This window comes from Roseibium sp. MMSF_3247 (assembly GCF_030733765.1).
Taxonomy (GTDB): domain Bacteria; phylum Pseudomonadota; class Alphaproteobacteria; order Rhizobiales; family Stappiaceae; genus Roseibium.
This window is the reverse complement of record NZ_JASHII010000002.1, coordinates 666763-684760: the sequence shown is the minus strand read 5'-3', so window position 1 is coordinate 684760 and position 17998 is coordinate 666763. Positions and strand designations below refer to the sequence as shown.

General features: G+C 56.6%; 12 protein-coding genes. 6 read left to right on the top strand and 6 right to left on the bottom strand.

The features are described from left to right. Nucleotides 1–115: 115 nt before the first annotated feature. Together RBB44_RS08545 and RBB44_RS08540 are read right to left on the bottom strand one after the other, a co-directional pair. Nucleotides 116–2569, bottom strand: a complete 2454-nt coding sequence (locus RBB44_RS08545) for a penicillin-binding protein 1A (protein ID WP_306146970.1) — start codon at nt 2567–2569, stop codon at nt 116–118. Between the two features lie 182 nt (nt 2570–2751). Further along, nucleotides 2752–4059: an N-acetylmuramoyl-L-alanine amidase gene (locus RBB44_RS08540; protein ID WP_306146969.1), complete on the bottom strand. Its 1308-nt coding sequence runs from the start codon at nt 4057–4059 to the stop codon at nt 2752–2754. A gap of 654 nt (nt 4060–4713) precedes the next feature. Between RBB44_RS08540 and RBB44_RS08535 the strand changes: the two genes are divergently transcribed. Continuing rightward, complete coding sequence (locus RBB44_RS08535) at nt 4714–7485, top strand: ribonuclease E/G (RefSeq protein ID WP_306146968.1); 2772 nt, start codon at nt 4714–4716, stop codon at nt 7483–7485. Between the two features lie 86 nt (nt 7486–7571). On the opposite strand, the gene RBB44_RS08530 is transcribed toward RBB44_RS08535, so the two are convergent. Further along, complete coding sequence (locus RBB44_RS08530; RefSeq protein WP_306146967.1) at nt 7572–8732, bottom strand: pyridoxal phosphate-dependent aminotransferase; 1161 nt, start codon at nt 8730–8732, stop codon at nt 7572–7574. Between the two features lie 205 nt (nt 8733–8937). Here RBB44_RS08530 and RBB44_RS08525 point away from each other — a divergent pair, with 205 nt between their 5' ends. From RBB44_RS08525 to aat, 5 genes are all read left to right on the top strand, one after another. Next, on the top strand, nt 8938–10404 hold the full coding sequence (locus tag RBB44_RS08525) for a M48 family metalloprotease (protein WP_306147311.1): 1467 nt from the start codon (nt 8938–8940) through the stop codon (nt 10402–10404). Between the two features lie 53 nt (nt 10405–10457). Then, nucleotides 10458–11234 carry a DsbA family protein gene (locus RBB44_RS08520; protein ID WP_306146966.1) on the top strand — a complete coding sequence of 259 codons (777 nt, stop codon included), beginning with the start codon at nt 10458–10460 and terminating at the stop codon, nt 11232–11234. A gap of 290 nt (nt 11235–11524) precedes the next feature. After that, complete coding sequence (gene accB / locus RBB44_RS08515) at nt 11525–11995, top strand: acetyl-CoA carboxylase biotin carboxyl carrier protein (RefSeq protein WP_306146965.1); 471 nt, start codon at nt 11525–11527, stop codon at nt 11993–11995. Between the two features lie 15 nt (nt 11996–12010). Then, entirely contained in the window at nt 12011–13354 is a 1344-nt protein-coding gene (gene accC, locus RBB44_RS08510) for an acetyl-CoA carboxylase biotin carboxylase subunit (RefSeq protein WP_209177678.1), read from the top strand. A 295-nt stretch (nt 13355–13649) separates the two neighbouring features. After that, nucleotides 13650–14336, top strand: a complete 687-nt coding sequence (gene aat, locus RBB44_RS08505) for a leucyl/phenylalanyl-tRNA--protein transferase (RefSeq protein WP_306146963.1) — start codon at nt 13650–13652, stop codon at nt 14334–14336. On the opposite strand, the gene RBB44_RS08500 is transcribed toward aat, so the two are convergent. The 3 genes from RBB44_RS08500 to RBB44_RS08490 all read right to left on the bottom strand — a co-directional run bounded on the left by RBB44_RS08500 (nt 14333) and on the right by RBB44_RS08490 (nt 17503). Further along, complete coding sequence (locus RBB44_RS08500) at nt 14333–16024, bottom strand: hypothetical protein (RefSeq protein WP_306146962.1); 1692 nt, start codon at nt 16022–16024, stop codon at nt 14333–14335. The two genes, aat and RBB44_RS08500, sit on opposite strands and share 4 nt — an antisense overlap. Before the next feature lie 182 nt (nt 16025–16206). Next, entirely contained in the window at nt 16207–16593 is a 387-nt protein-coding gene (locus RBB44_RS08495) for an NADH:ubiquinone oxidoreductase subunit NDUFA12 (protein ID WP_133950189.1), read from the bottom strand. A 220-nt stretch (nt 16594–16813) separates the two neighbouring features. Beyond that, nucleotides 16814–17503: a response regulator gene (locus RBB44_RS08490; RefSeq protein ID WP_133950191.1), complete on the bottom strand. Its 690-nt coding sequence runs from the start codon at nt 17501–17503 to the stop codon at nt 16814–16816. Nucleotides 17504–17998: the final 495 nt, after the last annotated feature.

The window sequence follows — 17998 nt, the reverse complement described above, 5'->3', positions numbered from 1 at the left end:
TCTTATTGGTGAAAAGCCCGGAGCCTTGATTCAGGATCCGGGCTGAATTTGGAGCGGGAGATTAGCTTTCCGCAACTTTCCTGTAAACCACCACAAACGGCGTTTGTGGCAATCGTCAGTAAAGTCCGCCGGTGCCTTGCAAAACAGCCTGTCCGGCTTCAGGCGAGACATATGTTGGAACACCCATCGTGTCCTGGAACCCGATAACGGAATAGCTGTCCGGCGGGGCCATGCCCGGTTTGAAAGCTTCCAGGATCGCGCCTGGCGTTCCACCCGCTGTCCGCAATCCGGTGTTCTTGTTGATCGGGATCAGCTGCAGACCGCGCGGGACACGGAACTCCACCGGCGGCTTTTCGGCGAGAGCTTGCTTTACGAATTCGGTAAAGATCGGAGCAGCCACCTGTCCACCAGTCGCGCCGCGGCCCATCGGCTTGGGATTATCGAAACCGACGAAAACACCTACCGCAAGATCCGGGGTATAACCAACGAACCAGGCATCTTTTTCGTCATTCGTCGTGCCGGTCTTGCCGGCAACAGGACGATTGACGGCACGAACGGATGTCGCGGTTCCGCGCTGAACCACACCTTCCATCATGGAGGTGATCTGATAAGCGGTCATCGGGTCGAGCACTTGCTCACGATTGTCGATCAAAGTCGGTTCGCTCTGACCATCCCAAGCGTTTTGGGTACAGCCGTCACAAATCCGGCTGTCGTGCTTGTAGATTGTGCGGCCGTAGCGGTCCTGGATCCGGTCGATCAGGGTCGGACGCAGCTTCCGGCCACCATTGGCAATGGTCGCGTAAGCCGCTGTCATCCGAAGGACCGTGGTTTCCCCGGCACCGAGCGACATGGACAAAACCGGCAGCATATTGTCATAGATACCGAACCGCTTGGCGTATTCGGCCACCAGTGGCATGCCCATGTCCTGCGCGAGGCGCACGGTCATCACGTTACGAGACCGTTCAATGCCGGTGCGCAAAGTTGAGGGACCGTAGAACTTGCCGCCGTAGTTTTGCGGCCGCCAGGTCCCAAGGCCTGGGCCTTGGGAAATCTCCAGGGGCGCATCCATCACCACAGATGACGGCGTGTACCCATTGTCGAGGGCTGCAGCATACAAGAACGGCTTGAAGGACGAGCCCGGCTGACGCCAAGCCTGTGTCGCCCGGTTGAATTCACTCTGGGCAAAGCTGAAGCCACCGACCAGGGCGAGCACACGGCCGGTGTACGGGTCCATCGCGACAAGGGCACCGGACACTTTCGGGATCTGGCGAAGTTCATAAGTGCCAGGTGCAACGGCGCTTTCCTGAACATAGACCACATCACCTGGCGCCAGAACGTCAGAGACGGCGGATGGTGCCCGGCCACTGACCCGTGCCCACTTCATGGTTTCCAGGAACAGCGGGCCCGCCTTGCGGTCTTCCTCGAGCTGCCCGCTTTGGAGCCGCTTCGGCTGAATACCAACGCGCGCTTCGCTGGTCCCGCTTTCCAGAACAACAGCCAGTGACCATTCCGGCAGATCGCTCAGCGCCTCGATTTTGGCAAGTTCCACGCCCCAGTCTGTGCCTGTGGAGATGCGGTCAATCGGACCGTTCCAGCTGCCGCGCTGGTGATCGAACTTGATCAGACCGTCCATCAAGGTCTTGCGTGCGATCTGTTGCATTTCCGGGTCGAGCGTGGACCGCACAGAAAGGCCGCCTTCATAAAGCCGCTTGGTGCCGAAGATATCAGCCACTTCACGGCGGACTTCTTCGGTGAAGTATTCTGCAGCGAAAAGCTTGGAGCCGTGACCGCGGAGCTTCACGGTAATCGGCTTTGCCTTGGCTTCTTCGCCGTCCTCAAAGCTCACATGACCGTCTTCAACCATGCGGTCGATCACATAGTTGCGGCGCGCAATGGCAGCCTCGGTTTTCCGGTAGGGGTGATAGTTGCTCGGCCCCTTAGGAAGCGCTGCAAGATAGGCCGCCTCTTCCAAAGCCAGCTCATGAACGGACTTGTCGAAGTAGATGAGCGAGGCCGCAGCTACACCATATGCGCCAAACCCGAAGTAGATCTCGTTGAGATAAAGCTCGAGGATCTCGTCCTTCGTGTAGGCCTGCTCTATGCGCAGCGCGAGGATGGCTTCCTTGATTTTCCGTTCAACGCGCAACTCGTTGGTCAGAAGGAAATTCTTCGCGACCTGCTGCGTGATCGTCGACGCGCCCTCCGGACGGCGGCCTGATCCATAATTCTGGATGAAGCGCACAGCCGCACGGGCAATACCCTCCGGATCAACACCCAGATGGGTATAAAAGTTCTTGTCCTCGGCAGAGATGAACGCCTGCTTCAAGCGGTCGGGCATCGCCTGAATCGGCAGAAACATCCGGCGCTGGGTCGCATATTCCGCCATGAGGCTGCCGTCTGCGGCATGAACACGGGTCATGACCGGCGGCTCATAGTTCTTCAGCGCACTATAGTCCGGCAATCCATCGTTGAGGTGTTGCAGATACATCCACACCCCAGCGGCCATCAGCAAGGCAAAGGCCGCGCCGATCCCAAATAGATAACCAAAGAACTTCACCAAGAATTTCATATGCGGGCTCGTCTTTCCCCGTCCAGAATGCCCTAACGTCTCTTACCACGCTTTTGAGGGCAGGCACATATCCGTGCCAATTGCGACAATAGCAGTGTTTGCCTAAGTCGTGCACATTTATGGCGATGCTGAGGCAAATACCAGCTAAAGGTTTCCGATTGTATTTTCGCCGGTTGCACCGGTTATTGTGATACCGCCCCGTCCCGTCCGGCCAGGCGGGGCCTGAAGAAACTGTGGATGGCCTCTGTCATGGCGTCCGCCATCCGTTCCCGCCACTCTTCAGATATCAAGAGTTTCTCATCATGCGCATTCGACAGATAGCCGAGTTCGACCAAAACCGAGGGCACATCATGCGCTTTCAACACCCGGAAACCGGCTGATCTGTGCGGGTTTCGGATCAATCGGACTGCGCTCTGCAACTCGCCAATCAGGGTCTTGGCAAAATAGACGGAAAACGACCGGGTCTCGCGGCGGGCCAAATCAAGCAGAATGTCGGTCACTTCAGTCGGCTCTTCTTCGAGTTCGACACCCGCGATGATGTCCGACATGTTTTCGCTGGCGGCCAACTCCTCGGCAAGGTCATCCGATGCCCGATCTGACAAGGTGTAGACAGTCGCTCCGCGCGCAAGTTTTTTACCGCGCACCACCGAATCAGCATGGATCGAAATAAAGAGATCAGCCGCCAGATCATGACCGATCTGGACACGCTCCCCCAGCGGGATGAACGTGTCATCATCCCGGGTCAGATGGATCTGATAGAGACCGCCTTCTGAAAGCTTGTCCCGAAGCAATTTGGAAAACTCCAGAACGATCGCCTTTTCCAAAGTTCCGCCGACACCGATCGCTCCGTAATCGATGCCGCCATGCCCCGGATCCAGCACGATCACCGGTTTGCTGTTTGCGCGTTGCGCAGTCAGGAGATCGGTTTTAGGTGCAGCGGCCTCCCGACTGGCCGTGCGCTTTGACCGGGTTTCAGAGACAAACTCCGCAAATTCTTCATCGCTGGCCCGGACAAGATCGATCACCAGGCGCGATGGCTGATCGTCGATCGAGGGCAGAAACAGTGTCTTGTCCACCCGGACCGGTGCAGCCAAATCCACAACCACGCGGGACTTTCCAACGGCGAACAGGCCAAACCGCCAGTCACGAACGAGCCCCTGCTCCGCATTTTGCGCTCTCTTGTCAAACGCAAAGGTCACTTCCGGCAGATCCAGAATGAGCCGGTAGGGTGTTCCAAGTGCGGAAATCACAGGGGTGACCTGCGTGTTGAGTTCAAAAACGATTCGTGTCCGGTCTTCGTCACCGGCGACGCGCGCGGCTGAGATGACAGGTTTGTCAGCCGCCAGTGCCGCCGCCCCATATGCTGATACAAGGAGCGCAAGTGAAATGACCGCGAGCGCAATAACCCATTGGATCGCCGGAACAATCGCCAGCACACCGGCAAAGCCGCTTGACGCCGGTGATTTCAGCACTTTTATGTTGTCAGCCATTCTCATCAAATCAGATCGCCTTGAACCTTCGAGGTTTTATGCCATTCGCCCCCTATTCGATAGGGAAAATGCCTTAGGCTGTTCAGTTTGCTTGCAAACCTTGTTCGCGGATCGTAAAAGTACCTTACGGATTCAGGTTTGAAACCGATACTGTCCGATGTGGCAAAAGGATGGACATATCCACAATGCCATCGGTTTGCGGGCCCATAAAACGATAGAACAGAGGCCGTTCTGCCGTATCACGGGCGATCCGAAACCTCAAATGGACAGCATATCGGCGGTTGCTGATGATCCATCGCTCCTAGGCGCTGCAAACGTTTGAACGCGCAGCCTTTCGGGGTCGAAGGGGATAACCAGACCAGCCTGACCCGACCGGGACCAGATCCATGGCCACGAGGCCAGCTGAGCCGGAACACAGATTGATAGACTTAACTCAAGGGCTTGCGTTGCCCCGAAGGACCCGCGTGATGCAAATGCTGATCAACATCGAACAAGCCCCCGCCTTAGGTGCGGCCGCTTGTTTTGATCAGCCAAACGCGCCGGGCGCAGACGCCCTTGCTCACAACAGCAAAACAAGTACGGCGGCCATCCTCCTTTCGGGCGATGCGCGCTTCAGATGCGCGCACATGAGCGCCGCCGTGGAGAAATTCAATAATGGCAAACAAGATGCTGATCGACGCGGGCCACCCGGAAGAGACCCGGGTCGTCGTCGTCCGCGGCAATCGGGTTGAAGAATTCGATTTTGAAGCAGCGAATCGCAAACAGCTGCGTGGTAACATTTATCTGGCGAAGGTCACACGGGTCGAACCCTCCCTTCAGGCAGCTTTTGTAGAATACGGCGGAAACCGGCACGGTTTTCTGGCATTCAGCGAAATTCACCCGGACTACTATCAAATCCCGGTTGCCGACCGGGAGGCTTTGCTTGCGGCCGAAGCTGCCGAGCGCCAACCCGACGAAACCGAACAGGAAGAAAAGCCGAAACGCCGGCGCCGGTCACGGGCAGCCCGCAACGAGTCAGATGGCGATACTGTTGCCAGTGACAAGGTCAAGGCCGCAGACGAAGACGGGTCTGATCCAGAAGCACATGCCGACAGTGATTCAGAAGCTACGCAATCGGTAGCTGCCGAGAGCAACGACGAAGCCGATGCTGATGCCGTCTCCGATAGCGAAACAGCTGATGAGAACACCGTCGATGCCCAATCTGCTGATGCAGACGCGGACGCAGAGACCGCGTCTGATGAAAACGAAGATGATGCCAAACCGGCCCGTGCTCGCCGCCGGCGCCGCCGCAAGTCTGACGTTGAAGCTGCATCAAGCGACGATGCCGGTGACAACGGCGACGATGAAGTCGAATCCGTTGGCGCGGAAGACGCCCTGGAAGAAGTGCCGGAGCGCCGCGCTCCGATGCGCAAGCAGTACAAGATCCAGGAAGTCATCAAGCGCCGCCAGATCATCCTGGTGCAAGTCGTAAAAGAAGAGCGCGGCAACAAGGGCGCGGCTCTAACCACCTATTTGTCCTTGGCAGGCCGGTATTCCGTTTTGATGCCGAACACGGCCCGTGGTGGCGGGATCTCCCGCAAGATCACACAGCCAACAGACCGCAAGCGGCTCAAGAAAATCGCAACTGAGCTGGATGTGCCGGAAGGCATGGGCGTTATCCTGCGCACTGCAGGCGCAAGCCGCACCAAGGCAGAGATCAAGCGCGACTTTGAATATCTCATGCGGCTCTGGGAGAATGTGCGCGAGCTGACATTAAAATCGAGCGCGCCGAGTCTCGTTTATGAGGAAGGCAGTCTGATCAAACGATCGATCAGGGACCTCTACAACAAGGACATTGACGAGGTTTCGGTCGCCGGCGACGAAGGCTACCGGGAAGCAAAAGACTTCATGCGCATGCTCATGCCGAGCCATGCCAAGAACGTCCAGCCGTATCGCGACCCCTCCCCGCTGTTCATCCGCTATGGCGTGGAACCGCAGCTTGATGCCATGTTCTCTCCGCACGTGACCCTAAAGTCAGGCGGATACATTGTTATCAACCAGACCGAGGCTCTGGTTTCCATCGACGTGAACTCGGGCAAGTCGACCCGCGAACACAATATCGAGGACACCGCCCTTCAGACCAACTTGGAAGCCGCCGAGGAAGTGACCAGGCAGTTGCGCCTGCGCGACCTTGCCGGACTTGTTGTCATCGACTTCATCGATATGGAGGAATCGAAAAACAATCGGGCGGTCGAGCGGAAACTGAAGGACTGCTTGAAAAACGACCGCGCGCGGATCCAGGTCGGACGGATTTCCCATTTCGGTCTACTGGAAATGTCGCGTCAGCGGCTGCGCACCGGTGTTCTGGAGAGCTCCACAACACCATGTCCGCATTGTCAGGGCACGGGCATGATCCGGTCTGTGGAATCTGTAGCACTCCACGTACTGCGGTCCATCGAAGACAACCTTTTGAAGGGCGCAACGCACGATCTGATCATCCGGACGTCGGCAGAAGTCGCTCTTTATATCCTCAATCAAAAACGCTCGAACCTGTTCGATCTTGAGGTGCGGTTCCTGGTCGGGATCGAGGTCCAGGCAGACCACATGGTCAATGGGCAGCTGTATGTTCTGGAACGCGGCGCCCTGATTGATCGCGATCGTCAACCAATGCCGACAGCGACTGTCCAGCCGGACATGATCGATATCATCGACGAAGATACCGAGCAGCCGGTTGTTGAAGAACAAGCTCAGCAGGACGATGACAATGGCGACCGCCGCCGCCGTCGCCGCCGCAAGCGCCGCCGGAGTGGTTCCGACGCTCAAAACGACGAGACCTCAGAGGCAAATGCCGACAGCGAAAACGCTGATGGCGAACAGGCCGAAGCGCGCGGCTCGGACGACGACAACGACGATGAGCCGCGCCGCAAACGGCGCCGGGGCCGCCGGGGCGGACGCCGCGGGCGCCGTGACGACGAGATGGAAAACCGGGCGGACGATGCTGACGGTGACGGTGACTCTTCTGATGCACCTGTCTCTGACGACAGCTCGGACGCTCAACCGACTGAAGTAACCGCGGTATCCGATGCACCGGGATCGGAAACTGTCGCGGCTGCCGCCCCCGGCACCCCGGATCAGCCGGTTAATGGCGTCGATGCAAGCGCATCGGAGCCGTCTGAACCTGTAGAACCTTTACAGGCAGCGGAGAGTGAAACTGCGGAAAGCACTGAGGAACGGGTCGCTCAAGCGGATGAACCGCAAGACATCGTCATCGATACTCCAGTCTCCGAGCAGCCGGTCGAAGCTGAAGCGGTTGCAGAAGAGCCGGAAGAGCCGATTAAGCCTTCTGCTCCAGCCGAACCTGTTGTGACGAGTGAAACGTCTGGCGAAGAAAAAGCTGACAAGCCGAAACGCGGCGGTTGGTGGCAACGCGGACGATCGTTCTTCTAAAGATCGCTCAGCATCACGCCAAAAAAATTAAAGGCGGCCGTCGTGGCCGCCTTTTTTGTTTGAAAACCGGGCTTCGCTGGCGCTTATCAGATCCAGTCCTTCAAACGCTGCAAAGCGGTTTTCATGTCGTCATGAGCGCCGGCGAAGGAGAAACGCATGAACTCCTTGCCATGGACCGGATCAAAATCAACACCCGGCGTCGCTGCGACCCCGGCCTCATGAAGCATCCGTTTTGCAAAATCGAGGCTGTCATCGCTGAAACGGCTGATGTCCGCGTAGATGTAAAATGCGCCGTCCACCGGCAACAGTTTGTCAAGTCCGATCTCCGGCAATCCCTTCACCAGCAATTCCCGGTTTGCCGCATAGCCAGCTTTGACAGCCTCCAGTTCCTGAACAGCATCCAGCGCCGACGCGGCTGCGATCTGGGACAGCTCCGGTGGTGATATGTAAAGGCTCTGCGCAATGCGTTCAGTTGGCCTGACAAGTTGTTCGGGCAGCACCATCCAGCCAATCCGCCAGCCGGTCATACAATAATATTTCGAGAAGCTGTTGATGATAATGGCGTTTTGCGATGTTTCGAGAGCTGTTTTTTGTTCTCCGGTATAATCCAGCCCATGATAGATCTCGTCGGAGATGAACCAGATCCCGGCTTGATCACAATATGCGATCAGATCGGACAAGGCTTCCGCAGTCATCATGGTGCCGGTCGGATTTGCCGGACTTGCAACAAGAACACCCCGCACCGGACCATCCTTTTGCGCATCATCCAAATGGTCTGGCGTCAGGCTCCAACGGGTCTCCGCTCCCACTTCGACTTCGACCGGTATTAGGCCCAAGGCTTTGATGATGTTCCGATAGGCCGGATACCCCGGAGCAGTCAGGACGATGCGGTCGCCGGGATCAAACGCTGCCAGGAAGGCCAGATTGAACCCGGCGGAAGATCCGGTCGTTGCCATGATCCTGCCAGACGGCGCATCCACCCCATACGCCTTCCGATAATGAGCGGACAAAGCCTCCCGCAACGGCTTGATCCCGAGAGCTTCCGTGTATCCCAGCTTGCCGTGTTTCAGTGCTGCATCCGCCGCCGCAAGGGCAGTTTTTGGTGCCGGAGCAGATGGCTGCCCAACCTCCATATGGATGATGGACCGTCCGGCAGCTTCCAAAGAGGCCGCTTCCGACAACACATCCATGGCAATGAACGGTGCAACATCACTGCGTTTTGACGGCTGAAAACGGTCCGATGCCATGTCTGATCCTTTTGAACTGCAAGCGCCTTTAAGGCCAATTAACCCCTGCCCCTAAACGCGGATGAACCTTTGCGCAAGTCCCTGAAAAAGGCAGCGCCGCCGCAGAAACAAATGACGCTGAATTTTTCTTTATTGGATCCGGCATTTCTTGACCCCAAGGGTTCCGGCCCATACCTTCGCCACAAACATGTTTCAACGCTCTGGAATGCCCTTGTCATCCGATCGCCCAAAAGGCCTCACAGAAGTCCTTGCCGCGCCTGTTCGCGGTCTCGCTTGCCTGATCAAAACGCCTGCTGCAACCGCGCGGAAAGCGGTGACCTTGACCTGCGCTGCCGCTTTGGTCTTGCCGATTCTGCTTTCTCCTGCCCACGCACAAAGAAAACTGCCGCTGGTTCGCGATGCGGAAGTGGAAGGTCTCTTGCGCGATTATGCGAAACCGATCTTCCGCGTTGCCGGTATCGGCAGTTCCGAACCCACGATCATTCTCGTCAATGACAAGACATTCAACGCCTTCGTTCCTGATTCCCGCCGGATGTTCATCAACATCGGCGTGATCCTGGAATCGGAAACACCTGGCGAAGTCATTGGCGTTCTGGCGCATGAGACCGGCCACATTGCAGGCCGCCACCTCGTTCGCATGCGGGCCGCGGCTTCAAATGCCCAGATCATGTCGGTTATCGCCATGATCTTGGGGGCTGGCGCCGCAGCTGCTGGTGCTGCCAGCGGCTCCGGTTCGGCCACAAGCGGCGGTGCGGCGGCCATTGTCGGCGCCGGCTCTCTCGGCCAACGCTCGTTCCTCGCCTACCGGCGCAGCGAAGAAGCGGCAGCCGACCGCGCGGCGCTGCGCTATCTGGATCAGACCGGTCAAAGCGCCCGCGGTCTGTTGCGCAACTTCCAGCGCATGGCCGAGCAGCAAATGTTTTCAAAGCAATTTGCAGACCCTTATGCGATCAGCCACCCAATGGCCCAGGACCGCTTCAATGGGCTCTTGCGGGAAGCTCAGGAGTCAAAGCACTTTGACAAGCCTGAGGATTACGTCCTGCAACATCGGCACGATATGGCTAAGGCAAAACTGTTTGCCTTCACCAGCCATCCGTCAGCGACCTTGCGCACCTATCCGCGCAAGGACAAAAGCCTGCCAGCGCAGTATGCACGGGCCATTGCAGCCATGCAGAGCCGTGGCAAGGGCGCTGTGGGCGAGATCGACAAGCTGATCCGGCAACATCCGACAAATCCCTATTTTCATGAGCTGAAGGGCCAAGCCCTCCTTGAAGGCGGTGATCCGAAAAGCGCGATCGCCCCATTCCGCAGAGCGCTCTCGATTCGGCCAAACGAGCCGCAATTCATGGTCTGGCTTGGCTATGCCCTGGTTGCATCCAACAATCCGGCCAATCTTGCTGAAGCGGAAAGCGTGTTGAAGCGCGCAATACAGCGCGATTCCAACTCAGGCACCGCCTACGCACAGCTTGCGATCGCGCACGGGCGCCAAGGGGAACGGGCCGAAGCCGATCTTGCGACAGCCAAGGGCCTGATGGTGCGAGGGGAATTCGAGGCTGCCAAACGGTACGCCGCCCGCGCTCAAAAAAGTTTGAACCGCGGGTCAGCTGCATGGCTGCAAGCAGATGATATTGTCGCCTACAAGCCACCCAGCGTGCCAGGACAACGGCGCTGATTACTTTGACCTCACGGCTGATGCGCTTTTGCCATCAGCCTCAGGAGCATGACATGACCCCTTTCTCAAATTTGCTGCGTATGCCGATGGCCCGATTTGCAGCTGCACTCGGATTGACCATTTCGGTCTTCAGCACGCCTGCGATCGCACAAGACATCGACCGGGGCGAAATTGAAAAGATCGTGCGCGAGTACATTCTGAAAAACCCCGAAATCATCACAGAGGCTCTGACAGAGCTGGAACGCCGGGAACAGGAAGCTGAAGAAGCTGCGCGCCGCGAAGTGCTCACCAGCAGCGCGGATATTCTATATAACTCGACCCGCCAGGTCGTGCTCGGGAACCCGCAGGGCTCAGTCACACTGGTCGAGTTTTTCGATTACAACTGCGGCTACTGCAAACGCGCCTATGGCGACATGGTCCGCTTGATGGACGAGAACCCTGATCTGCGAGTGGTTCTGAAAGAGTTCCCGGTGCTCGGCCAGCCGTCTGTCGAAGCAGCTCAGGTCGCGATCGCGGTCAACTCCGTTGCACCGGAAAAGTATCATGCTTTCCATGAGGCGCTCATGACCCGTCGCGGTCAGGCCAATCTTGCCAGCGCCATGGAAGCTGCAACGGGCGCTGGCATATCGACTGAAGATCTCCAAGCAGCGATGGCAACCGACGAGGCGGGCCAGACGATCGAAGAGGTTTACTCACTGGCCAACCGTCTTGGACTGACGGGAACACCGTCTTATGTAATCGGAGATGAAGTGGTGATGGGAGCTGTCGGCTACGATCAGCTGAACTCCAAGCTTTCCGACCTGAAGAATTGCGGCGAAACAACCTGTTAATGAACGGCTTCCGAAAGCGGATTTCTTTATGAGAGATCCGTTTTCAGGGGTTTTCCTGCCTGATTTGAATGCCTATAAGGAGCTGTGTCGGTTTCGTAAGGAAATCAGACAAAGTATCTAGATCCGCTATACAATCCGGCGGAGCAAAGAGCGTGTTGTTGATCAGGTAATAGTAAGCCGGTCCAGTCTAAAACCCGGATTGGTTTGGCAATAACTTTATTGACCGGTTCCGCCGGGAGATTTCCGTCAGCGTTGCGCTAGTTGCGGCCCGAGTACGAGAGCCAGAAGACATGAACAAAGATAACAAGAGTTTCGATACGGCCCTGATCCGCGATCTTGCGGTGCTGCTTGATGAAACCAATCTGTCCGAGATCGAACTGGAAAAAGGCGACACGCGGATCCGCGTCGCGCGCCAGATTTCCATCAGCGCCCCGGTCAGCGTTGCAGCGCCTGCTGCCCCTGCCCCGGCTGCAACACCGGCCGCGGCGGCGGCTCCGGCAGCCGCGCCTGCTGACGCCGCACCAGCACAGGGCACCGTGGCTTCCCCGATGGTCGGCACAGCCTACATGGCAGCAGAACCGGGCGCAGCGCCTTTCGTTCAAGTTGGCGACAAGGTGGCCGAAGGTCAGACGATCCTGATCATCGAAGCCATGAAAACCATGAACCACATTCCGTCCACAAAGGCAGGCACCGTCAAGCAGATCCTTGTGGAAGACGCCCAGCCGGTGGAATTCGGCGAACCGCTCATTATCGTCGAATAAGGAGCCGGTCCGGCCATGTTCTCCAAAATCCTCATTGCTAACCGCGGTGAAATTGCCCTGCGCATCCTGCGCGCTTGTAAAGAGCTCGGCATTTCCACAGTCGCGGTCCATTCCACGGCAGATGCCGATGCCATGCATGTCCGTCTCGCTGATGAAAGCGTATGCATTGGACCACCCGCGGCGCGGGACAGTTATCTCAACATTCCGCAGCTTTTAGCCGCCTGTGAAATCACAGGCGCGGACGCAGTTCACCCGGGTTACGGCTTCCTGTCCGAAAACGCCCGGTTCGCTGAAATCCTGGAAGCGCACAACATTGTCTTCATTGGCCCGACCTCTGATCATATCAAGATCATGGGCGACAAGATCCAGGCCAAGCAAACGGCTAAGGATCTCGGTATTCCAGTGGTCCCCGGATCAGATGGTGCAGTCACGCCGCAAGACGATGCGCATGCGATCGCCCGGGAAATCGGATATCCGGTTCTCGTGAAAGCCGCAGCCGGTGGCGGCGGACGCGGCATGAAGGTTGCGCAGACCGAAGCCGAACTCGATACCGCTCTGTCAACAGCCCGCTCAGAGGCAAAGGCTGCCTTCGGCGACGACGCCCTTTATATGGAAAAGTACCTCGGCAAGCCGCGGCATATCGAAATCCAGGTCTTGGGTGATGGACAGGGCAATGCGGTTCATCTGGGTGAGCGCGACTGCTCTTTGCAGCGCCGCCACCAGAAGGTTTTGGAAGAAGCCCCGTCCCCGTCCCTCAACCCTGAACAGCGCGCGGAAATTGGTGAGATTGTTGCCAATGCGATGCGCAAGCTGAAGTATCGCGGCGTTGGCACTGTTGAGTTCCTGTATGAAAACGGCGAGTTCTATTTCATCGAAATGAACACCCGTCTTCAGGTGGAGCATCCCGTGACCGAGATGATCACCGGCATCGATCTGGTGAACGAGCAGATCCGGATTGCCGCCGGCGGCTCGCTGGATATGACCCAGGACGACATCACGTTCGACGGTCATGCAATCGAGTGCCGGATCAATGCGGAAGACCCGCAAACTTTCGCGCCGTCTCCGGGCACGATCACCTACTATCACCCACCGGGCGGTTTGGGTGTGCGCGTCGATTCAGGTGTTTATCAGGGCTACAAGATCCCGCCCTATTATGACAGCCTGATCGGCAAGCTGATCGTGCATGGCCGTAACCGTGTGGAGTGCATGATGCGCCTACGCCGGTGCTTGGATGAGTTCGTCGTGGATGAGATCAAGTCCACCATCCCGCTGTTCCGGAACCTGGTTGAAAACCAGGATATCGCAAACGGCCAGTATGACATTCACTGGCTGGAGCAGTACCTGGCCAACAAGAAGTAAAGTCATAAGGGGCGGCAACGCCCCTTATTCTTTGCAGGGGTCAGCGCCAGTCCCGCCGTTCGGTGCTCACCTTTGTCCACTTACCGACATGCAGAACACCGTGTGCGTGGACCCAAAAACAGAATTGCCGGTTGAAGACTCGATTTTCGGTGTTTCCAAAACCCTTGAACTCGAAAACACTACATTTGAAAGTTCGGGGATCATGCCCCAATTTGTTATAGAGGCGGTTTTCCCATAACGCTGTCTGTACTGGGATTCTGTAAGCCAGTCCCAGTGCGAGGAACCAAGAGGATCCATGGCAGGATACCAGAACGACGTCATCTTCGAGATCACGCCCCAGGTGCTGCTGAAAGCCTATGCTTGCGGGCTGTTTCCGATGGCCGAATCTGCCGACGATCCGGGCCTGTTCTGGCTGGAGCCCGAACAGCGCGGCATCCTGCCGCTCGATACTGTCCATGTTCCGCGCCGATTAAAACGCACAATCCGCAACGACCTCTTTGAAATCCGCATCAGCACTGATTTTCAGGGCGTCATTGACGGATGTTCTGCACCCATGCCGGGCCGGCAAAAGACCTGGATCAACCGGGAGATCCGCCGGCTCTACGGCGAGCTGTTTGAGATGGGCCATTGCCACACGGTCGAGGCCTGGCAGGACGGGGATCTTGTGGGCGGGCTCTACGGTGTGAGCCTCAACGGTGCTTTCTTCGGAGAAAGCATGTTCTCCTTCAAGACGGATGCATCAAAGGTCTGCCTGATACACTTGGTGGCCCGGCTTAAAAAGGGCGGATACACGCTTCTCGATACGCAATTCGTCACCGGCCACCTTGCCAAGTTCGGCACACTCGAAGTTCCGAAGGATGAATACAACGTCCTTTTGAGCTCCGCCCTCCAACGGGAAACCGACTTCTACGCGCTTTCCCCAAAGGCAACTGGTGCTGACGTCCTCCGCATCCTGGACGGCCAAACAGACGCGTCCTTCTAGACAAACCCGATAATCGTTTCAGTGAGCGCCTTGTTTGTTTCAGCCTGCGCGCCATCCATGCTGGACAGAAAAGCCGGCGTGCTGATGGGAATGCTGATGGTGTAGTTGGATCCGGTCGCAAAGCCGTTACCGCTGACATAAACACATGTGCAGTTCATCTCGTTTGCCGCTTCTTGATTGGCAGTGAGCTGCTCATTTTCCTCACTATAGGAAAATTTGTATGAGCAGCTGCTGCCACCTGCGACCTGCCTCAAGACGAACAAATCACCCTCCCGTTTTGCTACCCGGAAAGGCAACTGTACGTCCTGAAACTGCCCCAGATCCGCACCACCGGGGTAGACATCGTTGTTTCCCCTGTTCCCTAGGCCAGCAACGGTGATCACAGGATTTCCCGGATTGGCGACCTGCTCTACTTCGATATAGCCGCTTTTTCGCAGAACTTTGAGTGTGCTGACATTGTCATTGTTTGTTTTCGTGGAGGTCAGCTGCATGCCGTACTCTCCGGTAAAGTAGGAGAACTGTACAATCGTCACGGCATCGACCAGCGGCGTCGCCGGAAAGCTGTTTGCCACATAGCATTCTGCCGGAACGGTCAGCTGCACACTGTCGGTTTGTTCGGTCGTGACGGCCAATTCGGTCTGGTGGCTCTCCATTGTTTGCTTCGTGTATGAAAACGGCGAGCCGATCGTGAACAAGTCTCCAATGCCCACCTGCGGGATGCTGTATTGCTTGGACTTGGTTTTCTGAAAAATATCGATGGTGCCGTTTTTCCGGGATTCTCCATGACCGAAGGTACAGGTCATTGGCAGCCCGGACGGATTCTTCTTGAACGGGATTTGAAAACTGAGGCCTTCCAGATTTTCGAACATTCCTGAAATCATGTTTTTGATATCGACCACAGAAATCAGGCTGAAGTTGTCCAGGTAACTCCGGGTTTTGCCAACAAAACTGGAATACCGGATGTTGATGACGTGATTGCCTTTGCCGTCCGCTGCCGACAATTGCAAACCGGTATCGTTGATCGACCAGTACATATAGTAGTCGTTTTTTCTGGGGGCGTTGAACGTTGAGACAGCCCTCTCAACGGCGGTAATCATTTGCGTCGGATCTTGCCCAACCGCTGGAACCGCGAGGGCCGTTGATGAAAATGTGCCGGATGCCGCCGCGAGATAAACGTACTTGGCTTCGTTTTGCTGGTCCCGGCCGATGACCAGAAACGCGACGAGCCGTGTCCCATAACGGTCCTGCGTCTTACCTTCCGATTTCCGCGTTGTGCAATAATAGGTCCGCAGTTCCGTGATCTCCAGAAACTGCATGAGGTTGAGAGCCGGCGCGCCGAGTACGACGTCTCCACTCTCCGTTTCCAGACCAATCAGGAACTTGCTGTTCTGCGCCCCGGTCGCCTCCATCGCCCGAAGGGGATAGACGTCCGCCGGATCTTTGTTTTTCTTGAAACCGAAACTGATTGTTTGCAACTGCGCCGCCAGTTCAGGGGCAACCATTGTCCGTGGGCAAGGCCGGCCGCGTAGTGCTGTCAGGTTTTGGGCATGGGCTTGGTTGTCCGACAAAGCCGCCGTGTCCTGAAGACCTGCCTGTAGTTTTTCTCGTATGCCGACAAAGTCCGGATTGACCTGTTCGACCTGCTGGTTTGCTTGCGGATCTGTCAAACGGGAGTAGGTGATGAACATGCGGATTGCCCTCGAAATCAGAAGAGATGTCCGAAAGACGCATGACACGGCGATTTGTGAGCCAGTTCGTCAAACCGGGTCCACACCAACCGGCTTCAACCGAATGGCGGCACGCTCCCAAACGGCCACACGAAAAAGGGCTCGCGTCAGCGAGCCCTTAAAAAAACAAATAGGTACCTGGCTTACTGGCCCGGCGTCCACGCCTGATAATCGCCGGTAACTTCGGGGCGTTTTTCCGGCGTCAGGATCGAGCCGTGAGGGCGATAGGCTTCCGGTGTTCCGGTATGATTGGCCTCATGCGGCTTTTGCCAGCTCTTCGCGTGGTAGTTTTCATCGACCGGCGCCGTGTCGACACGGTGATGCATCCAGCCATGCCAGCCTGGCGGAATGCTGGAAGCTTCCGCGAGGCCATTATAAATAACCCAGCGTTTCTTGCCGTCGCGTTCCTTGTAGTACTTGTTGCCGAACTCATCTTCGCCGACGAACTCACCCTTCCGCCATGTGAAGAACCGCGTGCCCATTGTATGGCCGTTCCACCAGGTGAAGATTTCAAGCAAAAGTTTTTTCATGGCCCTTGAAAGGTCCCTTGATCTCAAGTCGCATCAACAAAGGCTTATAAACGCCTTCGGAATTTTGCCGGACTATGGCGTCAAGTGCCGCTGGTGTCCAGTGCTGCATTGCCGCAAGCCCCGGAATTTCGACGAATCGTGACAGGGAGCATCAACCCTGCCGGTCTTTGTAACTCTTCCAGCTGGAAAGGTTTGGCGGTCTGTGAGACGGCGGCAAACTCTAGGCCGATCTGCCGTTCCTGATATGGCGCGAAGCGGCTGACTGTTTCTTTGCGCGCTGCGCAAACCCGCGTCCAATGATTTTTGGTTCCTCGGGCTGCTGCTTCTTCTTGTCGAAGGCTTCCTGAACCACGTCGTCGACCTCGGCGCGTTTTTGGACAGCTGTCCTGTGGTTGACCCGGGCGGCAGCAAGCGACTTCATCTTCTCCGCCTGCTGATCCATCAGCTTCTGGATGCCATAGATGTTGTAGAAACCGGAGTTCTCAAGAACCATCGGCCGGTCGTCATGAAGCACCCACTCGATTCGCTTATAAAGCGTCGACGGCGACAATGGTTTGACCAGCACATGATGCGCCCCTGCCCTCAGAGCCTTGTCAACAAGCGGCCGTGTGCCGTGGGCGGTGATAAAGAGAATCGGTACGAAACACAGCGGTTCCATGTGCTTGTGACGGATTAGTCGCAACAGCTGATATCCGGTGGTCGGGGCCATGCGCCAATCTGTAATGATCAGATTGGGCGGTTCGGCAAGGCTTGCTTCCAGAGCATCGTCGACCGAATCAAATGTGCGCACCCGCGCAACCTTGAAGCTCAAAAGGGTCGAGCGCAGGATGGTTTGCATCGGTTTGCTGTCTTCAACAACAACAACGTCAATGTCATCCATCGCCAAGCCAAAGGCAGCATGATGTTTCATAAAGGCGGTCCTCGATCCCTTGTGCAGGATCACTAAACCAGACCGGGCTTAAACCGCGTTGAAGTGCACTGATGCCATTTTCTTAAAAGTTTCATAAAATTTGAGCTATCCTCATCCACAGACTTTGCACGGCCCATAATCACGGCTCTTTTGCCTGTTTCGGCTGTTTCCCGAGGCCACCGGAGTGCCGGAGTGCCAAGGTCCCCGCTATCCACATAGACACACAAGATTTTGCGCTTGCCCACAACATGAGCACTACCTGTTGTCGTCAGCGGGTTGACCTTAAGGATTCATTTACTTTAGTTTCCTAATCATTGCGATGTGCGTAATCGGAGGCTCTCCCGGGCGCTCCGGTCATCCAGAAACACCAGTCTTAAGCGTACCCGTACAGGATTCGAAAGCTTGATCCTGAGCGCGGTTTCGTGCGTCCTGCTTCTGGCTACATGTCGTGACAAACCTGTTGATGAATACTATATGTAGTGGATCATTAACAAA